The sequence below is a fragment of the Isoptericola sp. NPDC019482 genome (assembly GCF_040632295.1).
In the GTDB taxonomy this organism is placed as follows: Bacteria; Actinomycetota; Actinomycetes; order Actinomycetales; family Cellulomonadaceae; genus Isoptericola.
The window spans coordinates 1-16,624 of sequence record NZ_JBEYBQ010000033.1 but is presented as its reverse complement, the minus strand read 5'-3'; the positions used below and the strand labels follow the sequence as shown (position 1 = coordinate 16,624).

At 75.6% G+C, this 16,624-nt stretch carries 18 protein-coding genes; 8 read left to right on the top strand and 10 right to left on the bottom strand.

All coding sequences use genetic code 11. The features are described 5' to 3' along the window. Positions 1-4: 4 nt before the first annotated feature. The 3 genes from ABZ493_RS17585 to ABZ493_RS17575 form a co-directional block, all read right to left on the bottom strand. Positions 5-1,036, bottom strand: a complete 1,032-nt coding sequence (locus ABZ493_RS17585; RefSeq protein WP_430583444.1) for a pirin family protein — start codon at positions 1,034-1,036, stop codon at positions 5-7. An 822-nt stretch (positions 1,037-1,858) separates the two neighbouring features. Further along, positions 1,859-2,866, bottom strand: coding sequence for a hypothetical protein (locus tag ABZ493_RS17580; protein ID WP_430583443.1), 1,008 nt, complete (start codon positions 2,864-2,866; stop codon positions 1,859-1,861). Positions 2,867-2,950: 84 nt separating this feature from the next. Further along, the gene (locus ABZ493_RS17575) at positions 2,951-3,493 is read right to left on the bottom strand and encodes a DinB family protein (protein WP_430583442.1); all 543 of its coding nucleotides are present in this window, start codon (positions 3,491-3,493) and stop codon (positions 2,951-2,953) included. Positions 3,494-3,545: 52 nt separating this feature from the next. Here ABZ493_RS17575 and ABZ493_RS17570 point away from each other — a divergent pair, with 52 nt between their 5' ends. After that, positions 3,546-4,148, top strand: coding sequence for a TetR/AcrR family transcriptional regulator (locus ABZ493_RS17570; protein WP_430583441.1), 603 nt, complete (start codon positions 3,546-3,548; stop codon positions 4,146-4,148). 37 nt (positions 4,149-4,185) lie between these two features. On the opposite strand, the gene ABZ493_RS17565 is transcribed toward ABZ493_RS17570, so the two are convergent. Then, positions 4,186-5,100 (bottom strand): sugar phosphate isomerase/epimerase family protein, encoded by a 915-nt coding sequence (locus tag ABZ493_RS17565; RefSeq protein WP_430583440.1) that lies wholly within the window; start codon positions 5,098-5,100, stop codon positions 4,186-4,188. A gap of 98 nt (positions 5,101-5,198) precedes the next feature. Between ABZ493_RS17565 and ABZ493_RS17560 the strand changes: the two genes are divergently transcribed. Together ABZ493_RS17560 and ABZ493_RS17555 are read left to right on the top strand one after the other, a co-directional pair. Then, the gene (locus ABZ493_RS17560) at positions 5,199-5,843 is read left to right on the top strand and encodes an HAD family hydrolase (protein ID WP_430583439.1); all 645 of its coding nucleotides are present in this window, start codon (positions 5,199-5,201) and stop codon (positions 5,841-5,843) included. A gap of 32 nt (positions 5,844-5,875) precedes the next feature. Further along, positions 5,876-6,883, top strand: a complete 1,008-nt coding sequence (locus ABZ493_RS17555) for an aminoglycoside phosphotransferase family protein (protein WP_430583438.1) — start codon at positions 5,876-5,878, stop codon at positions 6,881-6,883. Positions 6,884-6,897: 14 nt separating this feature from the next. Here ABZ493_RS17555 and ABZ493_RS17550 read toward each other — a convergent pair whose 3' ends face one another. Then, positions 6,898-7,656 carry a GAP family protein gene (locus ABZ493_RS17550; RefSeq protein ID WP_430583437.1) on the bottom strand — a complete coding sequence of 253 codons (759 nt, stop codon included), beginning with the start codon at positions 7,654-7,656 and terminating at the stop codon, positions 6,898-6,900. A gap of 123 nt (positions 7,657-7,779) precedes the next feature. On the opposite strand from ABZ493_RS17550, the gene ABZ493_RS17545 reads away from it, so the two are divergent. Together ABZ493_RS17545 and ABZ493_RS17540 are read left to right on the top strand one after the other, a co-directional pair. Continuing rightward, the gene (locus ABZ493_RS17545) at positions 7,780-9,081 is read left to right on the top strand and encodes a histidine kinase (RefSeq protein WP_430583436.1); all 1,302 of its coding nucleotides are present in this window, start codon (positions 7,780-7,782) and stop codon (positions 9,079-9,081) included. Continuing rightward, positions 9,078-9,788, top strand: coding sequence for a response regulator transcription factor (locus tag ABZ493_RS17540; protein ID WP_430583435.1), 711 nt, complete (start codon positions 9,078-9,080; stop codon positions 9,786-9,788). Before ABZ493_RS17545 ends, ABZ493_RS17540 begins: the two co-directional genes overlap by 4 nt. Before the next feature lie 51 nt (positions 9,789-9,839). Here ABZ493_RS17540 and ABZ493_RS17535 read toward each other — a convergent pair whose 3' ends face one another. Then, positions 9,840-10,706: a carbohydrate kinase family protein gene (locus tag ABZ493_RS17535; RefSeq protein ID WP_430583434.1), complete on the bottom strand. Its 867-nt coding sequence runs from the start codon at positions 10,704-10,706 to the stop codon at positions 9,840-9,842. 36 nt (positions 10,707-10,742) lie between these two features. Continuing rightward, positions 10,743-12,689, bottom strand: coding sequence for an NHL domain-containing thioredoxin family protein (locus tag ABZ493_RS17530; protein WP_430583433.1), 1,947 nt, complete (start codon positions 12,687-12,689; stop codon positions 10,743-10,745). A 78-nt stretch (positions 12,690-12,767) separates the two neighbouring features. On the opposite strand from ABZ493_RS17530, the gene ABZ493_RS17525 reads away from it, so the two are divergent. After that, positions 12,768-13,112 (top strand): DUF1538 family protein, encoded by a 345-nt coding sequence (locus ABZ493_RS17525; RefSeq protein WP_430583432.1) that lies wholly within the window; start codon positions 12,768-12,770, stop codon positions 13,110-13,112. Between the two features lie 6 nt (positions 13,113-13,118). On the opposite strand, the gene ABZ493_RS17520 is transcribed toward ABZ493_RS17525, so the two are convergent. After that, positions 13,119-14,312: an FAD-dependent monooxygenase gene (locus tag ABZ493_RS17520; protein WP_430583431.1), complete on the bottom strand. Its 1,194-nt coding sequence runs from the start codon at positions 14,310-14,312 to the stop codon at positions 13,119-13,121. Positions 14,313-14,415: 103 nt separating this feature from the next. Here ABZ493_RS17520 and ABZ493_RS17515 point away from each other — a divergent pair, with 103 nt between their 5' ends. Beyond that, a complete protein-coding gene (locus ABZ493_RS17515; RefSeq protein ID WP_430583430.1) occupies positions 14,416-14,967 on the top strand; it encodes a TetR family transcriptional regulator in 552 nt (183 codons plus the stop codon). Between the two features lie 3 nt (positions 14,968-14,970). On the opposite strand, the gene ABZ493_RS17510 is transcribed toward ABZ493_RS17515, so the two are convergent. Together ABZ493_RS17510 and ABZ493_RS17505 are read right to left on the bottom strand one after the other, a co-directional pair. Further along, on the bottom strand, positions 14,971-15,192 hold the full coding sequence (locus tag ABZ493_RS17510) for a hypothetical protein (RefSeq protein ID WP_430583429.1): 222 nt from the start codon (positions 15,190-15,192) through the stop codon (positions 14,971-14,973). Positions 15,193-15,283: 91 nt separating this feature from the next. Next, positions 15,284-15,526 carry a hypothetical protein gene (locus ABZ493_RS17505; protein WP_430583428.1) on the bottom strand — a complete coding sequence of 81 codons (243 nt, stop codon included), beginning with the start codon at positions 15,524-15,526 and terminating at the stop codon, positions 15,284-15,286. A gap of 119 nt (positions 15,527-15,645) precedes the next feature. On the opposite strand from ABZ493_RS17505, the gene ABZ493_RS17500 reads away from it, so the two are divergent. Then, positions 15,646-16,485 carry an aldo/keto reductase gene (locus ABZ493_RS17500; protein ID WP_430583427.1) on the top strand — a complete coding sequence of 280 codons (840 nt, stop codon included), beginning with the start codon at positions 15,646-15,648 and terminating at the stop codon, positions 16,483-16,485. The last annotated feature ends 139 nt before the right edge of the window (positions 16,486-16,624 follow it).

Here is a 16,624-nt window from a genome sequence, read left to right as displayed (position 1 = left end):
CCCGTCAGCGGCGGGTGCGCGGCCGCAGCCGCACGTCGGGCAGCGCGGGCGCGCGCAAGGGCCCGCTCGCGTACCCGTGCACCTCGCCGAACCGGCGGCCGGCGGCGCCGTCCGCGTAGCGGGTGGGCGTGCCCTCGCCGTCGTCGGCGACCTGCGCCATCCAGTCCGCGCGCGCCCGTGCGACGTCGTCGTGCGTGCGCCCCACGAAGTTCCACCACATGACGACGTCCTCGGTGAACGGTTCGCCGCCGATGAGGACCGCGCGCACGGGGGACGCACCCGCCGTCACGACGAGCCGGTCGCGGCCGGGGGCGACGTAGCCGAGCTCGGCGGGCGGCACGGTCTCGCCCTCGAGGGTGGCGTCGCCGGCGTCGACGAGCAGGGCGTGCTCGAACGACGGGGCGGTCTCGAGCGTGACGCTCCCGCCCGCGGGCAGGTCGAGCTGGGCGCCGACGATCGGCGTGTACGTGCGGGCCGGCGACGCGAGCCGCTCCCCCGCGACCCCGAGCTCCCCCATGAACACCTGCACGCGCGCGCCGTCCGGCGTCGCCACGGGCAGGTCGCCGTGGTGCTCGAAGTGCGGCTCGGAGGCGCGGTCGGCCTCGGGCAGCACGGTCCACAGCTGGACGCCGTGCAGCAGGGGCGGACGCCCGTCGGCCGGCGACTCCTCCGAGTGCGAGATGCCGACGCCCGCGGTCATGAGGTTCAGCTCGCCCGGGCGCACGGTCCGGAGGGAGCCCACCGAGTCGCGGTGCAGGATCTCGCCCGCGAACAGCCACGAGACGGTCTGCAGCCCGATGTGGGGGTGGGGCGGCACCTGCATCCCGGCGGACTCCGACACGTCGTCCGGCCCGTAGTGGTCGCAGAAGCACCAGGCGCCGACCAGCGAGCGCTGCCGCTGCGGGATGGTGCGCCGCACGTTCATGGCGCGGGGGCCGCCGAGGGGCACGTCGCGGGCGGTCAGCAGCTCGACGCCGGCCGGCCGGTCGCCGGCGGTGCAGGTGCGCTCGGCCGGGCGGGTCTCGAGGTTGCTCATGGCCCGAGCGTAGGCCGCACGGTGCGGCAGGGGGCGACGGCGGAGCGCACGGGCCCTGGGGAGTGCCGAGGCCCCCCGGGGCGGCCGGGGGGCCTCGGAGAGAACCGCGTACCCCTGATCGACGGTCCCGGGGACCAGGGGCGCCGTGGCGACGTCACGACCCCGGCCGTTCGCCGTGTCCTGTCGAGGCCTGGTGCGTCGTCGCCTCTGCAGAACCCGTTCTCCACGAACAGCCGGACGCGGGTGGTCTTCCGGCCCCGTACAGGCACCTGTGTCGTCACCCACAACCCGCACCGCGGTACGGGACGGCCCGTCGTTCTCCGGTCGACCGTGTCCCGTGGAGCGGGCAGGCGACCGCCCTCTCGGGTGATCGTCGGCCCGGTCTCCGCAAGACCGGTACGCACGTTTCTAGACCCGCCGCGGAGGCGGTGCAAGGGGTTCGGGGCACGTATTTCTAGTGGGCCCTCCGGTCACAGGTTCGTCCACAGGACGACCCGCGGAATCCCCATGTCACCCACAGGCCTGTGGAAGAAATCTGTGGACGACGCGCCGGGCGCGACACGCCCCGGCCGACCGCCCGTGCTCCTGCGGCGTTCTCGACGGCCACCCGGCCGACCGTCGCCGCGGGCGCGCAAACCGCGAGATCTCGCGGTTCTCGCGGGCTCCGGCGGGCCACGTCACGGCATCGCGAAGGACGCGCCGCGGGCCTCCGCGCACCGTTCCATCGTGGAACGTCGCAGGTGAGGCAGCACGGGGGCGCGCACCCTCGTCCACCCCGCCCTGTGGACAGAGGCTGTGGACAAGAGCTGTGGACGACGTGCGTCACACCCAGGCCCGGGCCCCCGGCGTCGAGGCCGCGCGCCGCAGCTCCAGGTCGCCCTCCGCGAGCTCGAAGCCCGCGTCGTCGACGACGGCCCCGCCCGCCCGACCGCGCAGCAGCGTCGCGGCCCTCGCGAGCATCGCCCGGGCCCGGTCCCGCGCGATGAGGTGCACCCCCGACGGCGCGGACACCTGCAGCTCGTACGGGTCCGGCGGACGCCACGCCAGGCGGACGACGCCCGCGGGAGCCCCGGCGGGCCACGGCCGGGACACGAGCGCGCGCGGCAGGGCGCCCACCGCCTCCGGGGTGACGACGAGGTCGCCGTCGTACGGCGTCCTGGCGAGCACGCGGGGCCCCGGGCCGCCGCCCGGCGCCGCCTCGGGCGTCGCGGTCGCGACCACGGCCCGCACCACCTCGAGCAGCTCCCCGGCGGGGACCGGCCGGGCCGGCCAGACCGTCAGGTCGACGGAGGCGCCGGGGTCGGGGCGCAGCAGGTGCCGGCCGTCGGCGAGCAGGAGCCCCGAGGAACGCCGGGCCACGGCCACCGCCCAGGCGACGAGCCGCAGCTCCTCCCCCACCGGCAGCGCCGCGGCGAACGCCCGCACGATCCCGTCGCGGTCGTCGTGCACGGCGGGCCGGCCGCCCCGCGCGTCGAGCGCGCCGTCCGCGCGGCCCAGCGCCCAGGCGTCCGCCGGGCCCGGCACCCCCAGGGCGGCGGCCGCGGCGGCGTCGAGCGGATAGGGACCGGCCGCCCGGTGCTCCGCGCCGAGCCGCAGCACCCCCGCGGCGGGCCGCGCCTCGGCCCGCACCCCGTGGAACCGCGCGCCGCCCGCGGGGCGGGCCGGCGCCGGGGCGGAGGGCGCGCTCAGCCAGCCGACGTCGTCGAACCACGCGGCCGCCAGGGCGGGCAGGTCGTGCCCCGGGCCGCCGGCGTCGTCGGGCCGACGTGGCACGACGAGCACGTGGTCGGAGGTGTGCTCCGCGGGGACGAGCGCAGGGACCCTGGCCATGGCGCGGACCGTACCGGCACCGGGGTCACCGGGCGATGACGGCGGTGTTGCCGTCGTGTGACGGCGTGACCTGCGGGTTCGCGGTCAGGCGCGCACGTCGTGCAGGTGGTGCACCACGTCGTGCAGGAAGTACTGGCCCAGCGTGCGCACGGTGAAGACCGAGCCGTTGGACCGGCGTCCGGTGCGCTCCGCCTCGCCGGGCGCGACGGCGTCGAACGCCGCTGCGACGGCCGCGCCGTCGGCGTCGAGCCCGGCGACCAGCGTCGCGACGTCCTGGTGGGCGTAGTCGCCCTCGACCGCGGCGACGTCCTGGTCCCAGTTCGCGAACGCCGGGTCGTCCTCGGCGAGCATCAGCGCGAGGCGCTCGTCGAAGATGCGGAAGACGTCGCGCACGTGGGCGGCGTACTCGAGCGTCGACCAGACGTCGGGGCGCGGGCGCTCGGCGACGCCGGGGCGGGCGAGGGCGGCGCGCCAGCGCGGCAGCGTCTCGCGGACGGCCGGCCCGACGTCGGACGGCGCGATCTCGGCGGCCGCGAAGCCGCACTCCGGACAGGGGCGCTCCAGCACCCAGGTCCAGTCCTTGGTGTCGGGAACGATGCCGTCCGGCTGAGCGGTGGGGTCGGTCACAACGGAACCCTAGCGTCCGGAGGTGCTGACAACGGATGCCTATGATGTCAGCATGCCCAAGATCATCGGGAAGAGCCTGCACGAGCACCGCCAGATGACCCGGCACAAGCTGTTCACCGCCCTCTCGACGCTGATGTCCGAGAGGGGCTTCGACTCCGTGACGCTGGCCGACATCGCGACGGCGGCCGGCGTCGGTCGTACCGCGGTCTACAACCACTTCCCCGACAAGGAAGCGCTGCTGCTGGGGTTCATCACGCACGAGACCGAGCAGTACGCCCAGACCCTGGAGCGGGCCCTCGCCGAGGTGGACGACCCCGTCGAACAGCTCCGGACGTACATCCGCCAGCAGGCCCAGCTCACCCGCGTCTTCCACCTCGCCCCCGGCCCGGACCTGCGCACCGTGCTGTCGCGCACCACGCAGGCGCGGCTGCGCGAGCACGCCGAGATCGTGGAGTCCATCCTCAAGCGCATCCTGCGCGCGGGGATCGCGGAGGGCGAGTTCCCCGAGCAGGACATCGAGCCGACCGTGCAGCTCGTCAACGCGTGCCTGTCGGGCCGGCTCATCCCGGACGACCCCGCCGCGCGGGAGCGCGCGATCCGCGCCACCGAGGCCTTCGTGCTGCGCGCCGTCGGCGCCCGCGTCGTCGCGGCCTGACGACGCCCCGACCGCCGTCCGGCGTCGCGCCTGGTCCCTACCAGGCGTCCGCGGGCAGGTGGTGGTGCTCGGGCGGCGGCGGCTGGTACGGCTCCGGCACCGGCGCGAGGTGCGCCCGCGCGAACTTCAGGGCCGCCTGCAGGTCCGCGTGCCGCTCGCTCGCGGTGCGCGCCTTGCGCGTCGAGATCTCGACGACGACGTCGCCCGCGTAGCCGCGCCGCGCCAGCTCCTCGAGCACCTTGTCGCAGGCCATGTCGCCGCGGCCCGGCACCATGTGCTCGTCGCGGCCCGACGCCGTCCCGTCGGCCAGGTGCACGTGCCGCAGCTTGTCCCCGAAGCCGTGCACCAGCGCGAGCCCGTCCTGGTGCGCGATGGCGGCGTGCGACAGGTCGAGCGTCACCGCGTCGTAGTCGTGGTCCGCGGGGTCCCAGCCCGGCAGGTACGCCTTGAGCTCGCGGTCGCCGCGGGAGCGCGGCTTCCACGGGTACATGTTCTCGACGGCGACGGTGACGCCGCCGTCCTGGTGGCGGCCGGCCTGGTCGAGACTGGCCTGGTTGGGACTGGCCTGGTTGAGCTCGTGCACCAGGTCCTGGAACTGCCTTGCGTACTTGTACTGCCAGCGGAACGGCGGGTGCACGACGACCGTCGCCGCCCCGAGCTCGCCCGCCATGTCGACGGAGCGGCGCAGCTTGTCGGCGGGCGACCGGCCCCACACCCGCTGGCTGACCAGCAGCGTCGGGGCGTGCACCGACCGGATCGGCATCCCGTGCTCGTCGGACAGACGCCGCAGCTGGGCCGGGTCCTGCGTGGCCGGGTCCGACCACACCATGACCTCGACGCCGTCGTACCCCAGCTCGGCCGCGACCTCGAACGCGAACGCCGCGCGGCGCGGGTACACCGAGGCGGTCGACAGCGTCACGGGGACTGCCTGGGCTTCGCGCGGTTCGGCCATGCTCCGCACGATAGCCGCCGTGTCTGAACGCGCACTGACAACCCGCTGTCCTCCGGCCGCGCGCGGGCGTCGCCGGCGCGGCAGATAGGGTCGCGGACATGGTGCGCGCGGTGGTGTTCGACGTCGGCGAGACCCTCATCGACGAGACCCGGATCTGGACCCGATGGGCCGACCGGCTGGGCGTGCCGGCCCTGACGTTCCTGGGCGTGCTCGGCGGGTGCGCGGCGCTCGACCTGTCGCACCGGCACGCGTTCGAGCTGGTGCGGCCCGGCGTCGACGTCCCCTCCGAGATCGAGCGCTGGGCGGCCGACGACCCGGCCGGCCTGCGCGAGAACTTCGACGGCGACGACCTGTACCCCGACGTGCGCGAGGCGCTGGCCGCGCTGCGCGCCGCGGGGCTCGCCGTCGTCGTGGCCGGGAACCAGCCGCCGCAGGCCCGCGCCGCGCTCGAGGCGATGGACCTGCCCGTCGACGCGATCCGCACCTCCGACGAGTGGGGGGTGCAGAAGCCCGACCCGGGGTTCTTCGCCAAGGTCGCCGAGCTCACCGGGGTGCCCGCCACCGAGATCGCGTACGTCGGCGACCGGCTCGACAACGACGTGCTGCCCGCCGCCGACGCCGGCATGGTGCCGGTCCTGATCCGGCGCGGCCCGTGGGGATACCTGCACGCCGAGCGCCCCGAGGCGGCGCGCGCCACCGTCGTCGACTCCCTCCTCGAGCTGCCCGCGCTCCTCGCCGGCTGACTGTCCGAGGGGGGCCCGCTACGCTCGCGCGCGTGCTCACCAAGACGGCGGTCTCGGACGACCAGGTCGTCGCGCTGCTCGCGCCGCTCGGCGCCGTGCGACGTGTCGCCCCGCTGAGCGGCGGCCTGTTCGCGAGCGTGCTGCGCGCCGACCTCGCCGACGGACGGACGGTGGTCGTCAAGGTGACCGGCTCCGACACGTCCCGCCTCCTGCGCTACGAGCACGGCGTGCTCGGCACGGAGGCCGACGTCGACCGGGTCGCTCACGCCGCCGGGCTGCCCCTGCCGCGGGTGCTGCACCACGACGCCACCCGCACCCACGTGGACGGCGACGCCCTCGTGACGACGTTCCTCGACGGCGACCTGTGGAGCACGCTCGAGCTGGACGGCGCGGCCACCGCCCGGGCGCGCCGCTCGCTGGGCGCCCTCATGGCCCGCCTGCACCGCGTGACCCGCGACGACGGCGCCCCCGACCGGTTCGGCTACCCGGCGCCCGAGGCGGGCCTCGCCGCCGCCACCTGGCCGGAGGCGTTCGCGGGCACGGTGCGCGCCGCCCTCGACGACGCCGTCCGCTGGGACGTCGACCTGCCCGCCGACCGGCTCGTGGCCGCCGTCGAACGGCACCGCGACCTGCTCGCCGCCGTCACGACGCCGCGGCTCGTGCACGCCGACCTGTGGCCCGGCAACCTGCTGCTCGACCCCGTCGAGCGCACGGTGGTCGGGGCGTTCGACGCCGAGCGGGCGCTGTGGGGCGACCCGGTGTTCGAGCTCGTCGGGGCGGACCAGCTCGGCGTCGGCGCCGTGGACGCCGACCTGCTCGCCGGCTACCGGGACGCCGGCGGCGACCTGGGCGTCGGCGACGGCACGCCGGGGTCCGGCGATCCGGACGCCTGGCAGCGCCTGCGCCTCTACCGGGCGTACTTCGCCTGCCTCCTGGTCGTCGAGACCGTGCCCCGCGGGTACTCCGGAGACTGGGTGGCCGGATACGTGCGCACGGCCCGCGCCAACCTTGCGCGGGTGCTGGACGAGCTGGAGGGCTGAGGGCCGCCGGGCCGTCAGGTCCAGCCGAGCCGACCGAGGGCGTTGAGCGCGAGCAGCACGCCCAGGATGCCGAGCGTCCAGCCCGTGAGGTCGGCGGCGTTCCTGGACAGCCACCGCTCCAGCCGGGCCAGCATCGGGGTGACGCGGCGGGAGAACGCCAGCCGGGCCCCCAGCAGGAGCAGCGCCGGCAGCACCATGACCACGCAGTACGCGGCGAGCACGCCGAGGCTCGTGCCCGTGCCGAGGTCCGACGTCGTGAGCAGACCGATCGCCGCCAGGTACGGCAGCATCGTCCCCACCTCGAGCGCCACCGCGCCGAGCGCGAGGCCCAGCAGCGGCAGCAGCGACGCGTTCGCCTCGGTGCCCATGGCCCGCGCACGCCAGCGCACCAGCCGGCCCGGCTTCGCGCCCTCCCGGGCGGCCCGCGCCTCGGCCTTCTTGCCGTCGAAGCGCCAGCTGATCGCGAAGAGGAAGACGCCGAGCGCGAGCTGCAGCAGCATCACCGGCCGCGAGTCCAGCACGTCGCCGTAGCGGGCCAGCAGCGCGCCCGCGCCGAGCATCACCGCGATCCCCACCGCGAGGTAGAAGCCCGCGACGGTGCCGAGGTAGGCGAGGAGCCGTGCCGGGCGCGGACGCCCCGGCGCCATCAGCAGCCACACGGGGACGAGCAGGGTGCCGAAGCTCGTCGAGTCGATCAGCGCCAGCACGACGAGCGCGCCCGCGAGCACGCCGAGGCCCGCGCCTTCCAGCCCGCCGAGGTCGATGAGGTCCATGCCGTCGATCCTCGCGACGCGCCCCGCCCGTCGTCGTCGCCCGAACGAGTGATCCTGGCCCGACCGCCCCGGGTACACCGTTCGACCGATCCCCCGCGCGGCGCGCTGTGCTGGGATGGGGCCGTGACGACCGACCGCCCCGCACCCACCCTCCTGGGCAGGCTCGTGCGGCTGTGGGGCGGCGACGACCGGCGCGGCGACGTCACCACCGCCGTGACGCTGTTCCTCCTCGGCTGGCTCTTCATCGAGGTCGGGCTCGTCGACATGTACACCTGGAACCCGCCGCTGACGACCGAGCCCGAGCCGTGGTGGCGCGTCGCGCTGCTCGCGGTGGGCTGCGCCATCACGCTGGCGAAGCGGTCGCGGCCCGTGCTGGCGCTCGCGGGCGGCGTGCTCGTGACGGCGCTCGACGTCGTCTGGGGCGGCAGCCTCGCGATCACGCTCGTGTTCTGGGACCTGCTGTACGCGGCGGCGATGTGGTCGGGCCCGACGGCGCGCCGGTGGCTGTGGGCGACGGCGGTCGCGGTCGCGGTGGGCGGGGCGATCGTGGTCGGGGAGGTCACCCGGGACGTGCGGATGTTCGTCTACGGCGGCCTCCAGCTCGGCGCGATCCTGCTGGTGCCGATGTGGTGGGCCGACAACGTGCGGCAGAAGTCCGAGCTCGCGGCGGTGGAGCGGGCACGCGCCGACGACCTCGCGCGGATCGCCGAGCTGGACCGGCACGAGGCGGTGCGCGCGGAACGGGCGGCGATGGCGCGCGACCTGCACGACGTCATCGCGTCGCACCTGTCCACCATCGCGATCCACTCCGGGGCGGCCCTCAGCACCCCGCCGGACGCCGCGCGCGACCGCGGTGCGCTGGAGCAGGTCCGCACGAGCGCCGTCGCCTCGCTCACCGAGATGCGGTCCATGATCGAGCTGCTGCGCGCCGACGAGCCGCGCGACCCGCTCGCCGCACCGGGGCGGCTGGACCGGCTGGGCGACCTGCTCGAGCTCGCCCGCGCGGACGGCACGGTCGTGACGGCCGAGGACCCGGACGGGGTCGCCGGCGCCGACCTGCCGGCCGCCGTCGGCCACGCCCTGTACCGGATCGCCCAGGAGGCGCTGACCAACGCCCGCAAGCATGCGCCGGGCGCGCCCGTGACGGTGCGGCTGGCCCGCGAGCCGCGGCCGCACGGCGGCGCGGTGCTGCTGGAGGTACGGAACGCGGCGCCCCCGGCGGACGGGGGCGGCACGGTGGACGCGGCCGCCCTGCCGTTCAGCGCCGGGACGGGGATGCTCACCATGCGCGAGCGTGCGGAGGCGCTGGGCGGCACGTTCGACGCCGCCGCGACGGACGACGGCGGCTGGGCCGTGCGCGCGCGGGTGCCCGCAGAGGCCGGCCGGGAGAACGCCGGCCTGGAGAACGGAAGGACCAGGGGATGACCACACCTGCGACCCGGGGCGGCGCGGCGGGCGCCGTCGTCCGGGTGCTGATCGCGGACGACCACGCCGCGATCCGCGCCGGGCTGCGGCTGCTGCTCGACGCCGCGCCCGACGTCGAGGTGGTGGGCGAGGCGGCCGACGGCGACGCAGCCGTGACGAATGCCCGCGCGCTGCGGCCCGACGTCGTGCTCATGGACCTGCGCATGCCCGGCACGGACGGCATCGCCGCCACGCGCACCATCGCCGCCGAGGGCCTGGCCGACGTCCTGGTGCTCACCACCTTCGACCTCGACGAGTACGTCGACGGCGCGCTGCGCGCCGGCGCCGCCGGGTTCCTGCTCAAGACGGCGGAGCCCGCCGCGCTGCTCGACGCCGTGCGCCGCGTCGCGGCCGGCGACGGCGTCCTCGCCCCCGAGGTGACGCGCCGCGTGCTCGCCCAGCTGACGGGGGCGGCCGTCCCGGCGGTACCACCGCCTGCCGGCGCCCGAGGGCAGGCGCCCGACGACCCGCGCCTGGCCGACCTCACGCCGCGCGAGGTCGACGTGCTGGGCGCGCTGGGACGGGGGCTGTCCAACCAGGGCATCGCCGACGAGCTGGTCATCACCGAGGCCACCGCGAAGACCCACGTCTCCCGGGTGCTGGCCAAGCTGGGCGTGGTCTCCCGGATGCAGGCGGCGATCGTCGCGCGGGACACGGGGCTGGCGTGACGCCGGCCTGACGCGCCGCGGGCGGTCCACGCCGCACGACGCGCCGATGCGTCAGCCGGCGGGTGCCAGGCCCGGGCTACGCACCACGCGCGCGGCGTGGGCCGCGGCCGCGGTGAGCGCCGCGGCGAGGTCCGCTCCGCGCAGGTGGGCGTCGAGGAAGCCGGCGAAGAACCCGTCGCCGGCGCCGTTGGTGTCGACGACGTCGTCCACCCGCTCGGCGGGGACGTCCACGAAGCCGTCGGCGGTGAGGGCCGTGGCACCGCGGGCGCCGTGCGTGCACACCACGAGCCGCGCCCCGGCGTCGAGCCGCTCCGCCATGAACGACCGGTGGTCGGGCAGCCGGTCGGAGCTGAGGAACACGTGCGTGCCCGCGTCCGCCCACGGGCGGTGGAACGCGGTGACGCCGTCGTAGTCGTGCAGGTCGACCCACACGTCGCGGCCGCGCTGGGCGGCCGCGACCAGCACGGGGACGGAGTGCGCTGCGAGGTCGACGACGACGGCCGCGGCGGCGTCCACGGCGGCGAGCGTCGCGTCCCAGCCGGGCCCCTCTGCGGGGACCTCGCCGGGCGCGCGCAGGTAGACCGACAGCCGGCCGCCGCCGGTGTCCATGAGGTTCAGGTGGCTCTCGGTGCGCCCGTCCGGCGACGGCTCGGCGAGGACCCGCACGCCGGCGTCCTCGAGCACGCCGCGTACGCGCGCGCCCTCGTCGTCGTCCCCGAGCACCGTGCGCAGCACGACGCCGCGGCCCAGGCTGGCGAGGTTGAGCGCCTTGCCGGCGGACGTGCCGCCGGCCGTGTCGTACGCGCCGCGCGCGAACACGGTGTGGGGCGTCGGCTCGGGCAGCGCGTCCAGGTGCACGATGCGGTTCCAGGACGCGGGGCCGGCGACGAGGACGTCGCCCGTGCTGGGTGTGGTCACGCCCGGAACCCTAGGGCCCGGGCACGCCGCGGCGGGTCAGCCGCGCAGCGGCAGGCTGAGCGACGCGTCGCCGTCGGGCGTGACGCGCACCGGCACGCCCCAGTCCTGCTGCGCCAGGTGGCAGGCGGGGAAGACGTCGGGGTCGGGCTCGCCGTCCGGGCCGAGGGGGACGACGTCGCACGAGGCGGCCTTGGCGGTCACGTGCAGCACGCCCTCGGCGACGTCCGGGTTGAGCACCAGCACGCGACCCAGGTCGACGCCGTCGCCCGCGCCGTCGAGCAGCAGCTCGGGCGGGGTGGCGCTGACCCGCAGCTCGGTCGACGGGCCCCAGCGGTCGTCCAGCTTCTGCCCGGGCGCGGGCACGAACGGCACGTCCAGCCGCAGCTCGCCGGGCGTGACCTCGGTGGCCGGGCGCGCCACCCGGTGCGCGCCGCCGTCGAGCACCTCGCCCGCGACGTCGGCCGACAGCGCGACCCGGGTCAGCCGGTGCGCGGCGGACTCCACGACCAGCAGGTGGACCGCGTCGTCGGAGGCCTCGACGAGCACGTCGCTCGGCTCGGCGAGGCCGGTGGTGAGCGTCGTGACCCGCCCGGTGGCGGGGTCGTACCGGCGCAGCGCGCCGTTGTACGTGTCGGCGACGACGAGGCTCCCGTCGGGCAGCGTCGCCACGCCCAGCGGGTGCTGCAGCAGCGCCTCGCCCGCCGCGCCGTCGCGGTGGCCGAAGTCGAACAGCCCCTGCCCGACGGCGGTCGTGACGACGACCGACCCGTCGTCGGCCGGCGTCACCCGGCGCAGGGCCGAGGTCTCGGCGTCGGCGAGCCAGATCGCGTCGTCGGCGCCGGGACCGGTCGCCGGCGCCAGCCCGGAGGGCTGCGCGAACCACGCCTCGGCGCCGGGGCCGTCCTTCAGCCCCTCGTTCATCGTGCCGGCGAGCAGCGCGACCGTCCCCGCCAGCGGCTCGAACGCCCACAGCGTGTGGTTCCCGGCCATCGCGACGACGAACGCGCCGAGCCGCGGCGACCACGCGACGTCCCACGGCGAGCTGAGGCGCACGGAGGCGGCGGGGTAGGCCGCGGCCGGGTCGAACGCGTCGGTCGACCCGACGACGTTCTCCTGCCCGCCCACCATGAACTGCTCGCCCGTGCCGGCCACCGTCCGCACCCGGCCGGTCGCCAGGTCGACGCCGCGCAGCGCGTGGTTCACGGTGTCGGCGACGAGCACGTCGTACCCGAGCGCCGGCCGCAGCTCGTCCGGCACCCGGCACAGGCCGTTCGGCTCGCTGAACCGCGCCTCGTCGGGGGCGGCGTCGCCGCGGGAGTCGGCGAGCCCGCGCTCGCCAGAGCCGATGCGCCGCACGAGGGTCTCGCCGTCGGGCCCGAGCTCCGCCAGCGAGTGGTGCCCGGCGTCGGCCACGAGCAGGTTCCCGCCCGGCAGCGCGACCGCCTTGGCCGGGAAACGCAGCGTGCCCGACGTCGGCTCGGGCGGCACGTACGGCCCGTCGCCGCGGTGCAGGGTGCCCTTCGCGTCGTGCTCGGCGACCAGCTCGTCGACGATCGCCTCGATCGCCGAGGCGTGGCCCTCCCCCGCCATCTGCGCCACGACGTACCCCTCCGGGTCGACGACGACGAGCGTCGGCCAGGCGCGCGCCGTGTACGCGCCCCACGTCACCAGCTCGGGGTCGTCGAGCACCGGGTGGCGCACCTCGTACCGCTCGACGGCGGCGGCCAGCGCGTCCGGGTCCGCCTCGTGGGCGAACTTGGGCGAGTGCACGCCCACGATCACCAGCTCGTCGCGGTGCCGTTCCTCCAGCTCGCGCAGCTCGTCCAGCACGTGCAGGCAGTTGATGCAGCAGAAGGTCCAGAAATCGAGGATCACGACCTTGCCGCGCAGGTCCGCGAGGGCGACGTCGCGGCCGCCGGTGTTGAGCCAGCCGCGGCCGACCAGCTCGGAGGCGCGGACACGAGGCAACCGAGAGGAGTTCACCGATCCATTCTGCGGGATCCGCCGGGTTCACCCGCGTCGTGGCGGCGTGACGCCCCCGCCCGCCGCCACACTGGGCCCATGACCGACGACGGCGGCACCCCCGCTGCAGGCCTCGCCCCGTCCGCCGACCGAGCGGACGTCTCCGAGAACCCGCCCCGCAAGCCGTCCGCCACCGCGCTGCTGGTCGGGATCGGTCTGCTGGTCGTCGGGCTGGTCCTGTTCCAGGTCGGCCAGCAGATGAACCTCGACGCGATGGTCGTCCTCGACGACGAGGTGCCGCCCAGGGGCGACGTGCCGTACGTCCTCGGCCTGATCACCGCGGTGGTCGGGTTCCTGGTCGTCCTCGCCGAGGTGGCGCGCCTCGCCAAGCAGCTCGACGTCGTCTACAACCGGGCGATCGGCGCTCCGCCAGGCGGGGAGTGACGGCGCTCAGGCCGCGTCGGGCAGCTCGACGGCGTTCGCGGCACGGTGGATGGGCGCCGTCATCGCGGCCATCATGCGCTCCTTGCCGGGCAGCCTGTCCATGACCCGCAGCATCGCGAGCGAGGCGCGCACCTGCCCGCGGGTGCCGACCACCATCCGCTTGATGTTCGCGGGGCCGAGCTCCTGGTTGGCCGCCACGAACGGGCGCATCCGGCGCTCGTAGTCGGCGAACGCCACGGCGGGGTCGTCGTGCGCGTCGAGGGCGGCTGCCAGCACGTACGCGCCGACGAGCGCCAGGCTCGTGCCCTGCCCGGACGCAGCGGACGCGCAGTACGCGGCGTCGCCGAGCAGCACGGTGCGACCCTCCGACCAGCGGTCCGTGCGCACCTGGCTGAGCGAGTCGAACAGCAGGTCCGGGGACGCGGGGACGTCGGCCAGCAGGCCGGGCACCTCCCAGCCCTCGCCGGCGTACGCGTCGGCGAGCAGCCGCTCGCGCTGCTCGCGCCCGAGGTCGCGGTGGCCGAGCGGCGCCGACGACCACAGGAACATCGCCCGCGCGCCCTCCTCGCGCGCCGTCGCGTAGACCAGCGCGGTGCGGCCGGGGCCGACATAGGTGACCTCCTCGCGGTCGAGGCCGAGCCGGTTGGGGACGGTCGCCACGGCCACGTAGTACCCGAGGTCGACGACGTGCCGCTCGTCCGGCCCGAGCACCAGGTTCCGCGTCCGCGAGCGCAGCCCGTCGGCGCCGACGACGACGTCGTAGCGCCCCGTCCGCCCGGAGGCGAAGCCGACCTCCACGCCGTCGCCCGTGTCCTCGAGGGTCGCGATCGAGTCGCCGTGGACGTGCTCGGCGTCGGCGGCGCCCTCGCGCAGGAGGCGGTGCAGGTCGCCGCGCAGCAGCTCGACGTCGTCGTGCACGCGCCCGCCGAAGGTGTCGCCGTCCATGCTGGCGGCCCGGCGCCCGCGGGCGTCGACGACGGTGCCCGCGCGGACCTCCGTGCGCAGGCTCCGCGCGTCCTCGAGCAGGCCCATGCGGTCCAGCACCTGCAGCGCGGCGCCCCGCACGTCGACCTTGTAGCCGCCGGCGCGGGGCGCGGGCGCCTGCTCGACGACGGTCACGACGTCGCCGCGGGCGGCGAGCCGGTGCGCGAGGGAGAGGCCGGCGACGCCGGCGCCGGAGACGAGGACGGAGCGGTTCATGGGAGTTCTCCTGACCATGAGGAAGGTGGCGCGCACCACGCTAGACCCGATTGAGACGATCGTGCAAGACGTTCGTTTCAGACGATCGAGCTACGATGGGCGCATGCGCTCCACCGACAACAGGGCCGCTCTGCTCGCCGCCGCCCGCACCTGCCTCCGCGACAAGGGGTACGCCCGCACGTCGGCGCGCGACGTCGCCACCACGGCCGGTGTGAGCCTCGCGGCGATCGGCTACCACTTCGGCAGCAAGGAGGCGCTGCTCGACGCGGCCCTCGTCGACGCGCTGCGCGACTGGGGCGACGTGCTGGAGGCCATCGGCGCCGAGGACCTGGGCGCGTCGCCGGGCGAGCGGTTCCGCGCGGTGTGGGAGCGCGTCATGGCGTCGGTCGCCGACGACCGGTCGCTCTGGGCGGTGCAGCTCGAGCTCGTCGCGGCCGCCACGCGCGACCCGGAGCGGGCCGCCGCCGTCTCCGCCGACAACGCGCACGCCCGCGCCGCGCTGGCCGAGCTCTTCGGCGTCCCCGACGCGCAGGGCGCGCTCGTGCAGATGCTGTTGCTGGGGGCGGTGTCGCGCGTGCTCCTCGACCCCGACGACACCGTCGGGGCGGACGAGCTGCTGGAGCAGGTCTCCGCCCTGGGTGCGCTCGCCGCCTGAGCGTCAGAGCGCGGTGACCGCGCCGACGACCGTGACCTGGACGGGGACGCCGTCCATCTGGGGCGGCACGTCCTTGCGCGCGCTGAGGGAGACGACGTTCACCTGCAGCACCCAGTCCGTCTCGTCGCCGCGCTGGGCGAGCCCGACGCCGCACACCCCGTCGACGCTCTCGAGCGCCTCGCGCAGGGCGGGCTTGGCGGCGCGCGCCTCGTCGATCGTGACCATGGAACACCTCCGACCCCTCCATTGTGCGCCCACCGCCGACCGGAGCGCAGCCCTGGGGACGATGACCCGCGTCCCGGCGGGCTCCCCCGCCCTACCGCACGGTCGGGCTCGCGACCTCCACGGGGCCGTGCGACGACTTGCCCTCCACGTGCAGGTTGAGCGTGCTCCTCGACGTCGGGACGACCGAGATCTGCGCCTCTCCCTCGCCCGTGTCGATGGCGCGCACGTGCAGGTGCCCGTCCTTGAGCTTGATCGCGAACTGGTGCGACCCCGCGACGAACCGCACCTCCCGGTCGTCGTCGATCACCGTGGGACCCAGGGGCAGACTCTTCATGGGTCCAGCATCGCCGATCGCGACGACCGCCGCGCAGAGCCGGCCCGCCCGTCGGCTGCTGCAGCCCCGCGGACCGGACGGCCGCGCGACGCCACGCCGTCCGGGCCAAGATGGGTGACATGAGCACCGAGATCCCGTCCCTGCCCCTGAACAACGGCACGTCGATCCCGCAGCTCGGCTACGGCGTCTTCAAGGTCCCGCCGGAGGAGACGCGCGAGCTGGTGCTGACCGCCCTCGAAGCGGGCTACCGGCACATCGACACCGCGCAGATGTACCGCAACGAGCGCGGGGTCGGCGAGGCCATCGCCGCGGCCGGGCTGCCGCGCGACGAGCTCTTCGTCACCACCAAGCTGAACAACGCGTTCCACGAGCACGACGCAGCCCTGGAGTCGTTCGACCGCTCCCTCGAGGAGCTCGGCCTCGACCACGTCGACCTGTTCCTCATCCACTGGCCGCTGCCCGCCGTCGGCCGGTTCGTCGAGGCGTGGGGAGCGCTGGAGGAGCTGTACCGCTCGGGCCGCGCCCGCGCGATCGGCACGTCGAACTTCCAGCCGCACCACCTGCGCCGCGTGCTCGCCGAGGGCACCGTGGTGCCCGCCGTCAACCAGGTGGAGATCCATCCGTGGTTCGGCAACGAGGAGGTCCGCGCGTTCGACACCGAGCACGGCATCGTCACCGAGGCCTGGTCCCCGCTCGGCCGCGGCCGCGTGCTGGACGACCCGACCCTCGCCCGCATCGCCGTCGAGCACGAGCGCACCCCCGCCCAGGTGGTGCTGCGCTGGCACGTGCAGCGCGGCGACGTCGTCTTCCCCAAGTCCGCGACGCCGTCGCGCATCCGGGAGAACCTGGAGATCTTCGACTTCGAGCTCTCCGGCGACGACATGGCCGCCATCACCGGCCTCGACCGCGGCGAGCGCATCGGCTCGCACCCGGACGAGATGAACAACACCGGCCGCTGATCCGGAGTGTTGTGAGCGCGATTTCGGGGACTATTCGCCACCGATCCTGGAGTTTGCGGGTGGTGATGTAGACGACCTTCCAGCCCTTGCCCGTGACCTGCTTGTCGAGCCTGAGCTGCTTGTCCGTGATCGCGGAGCT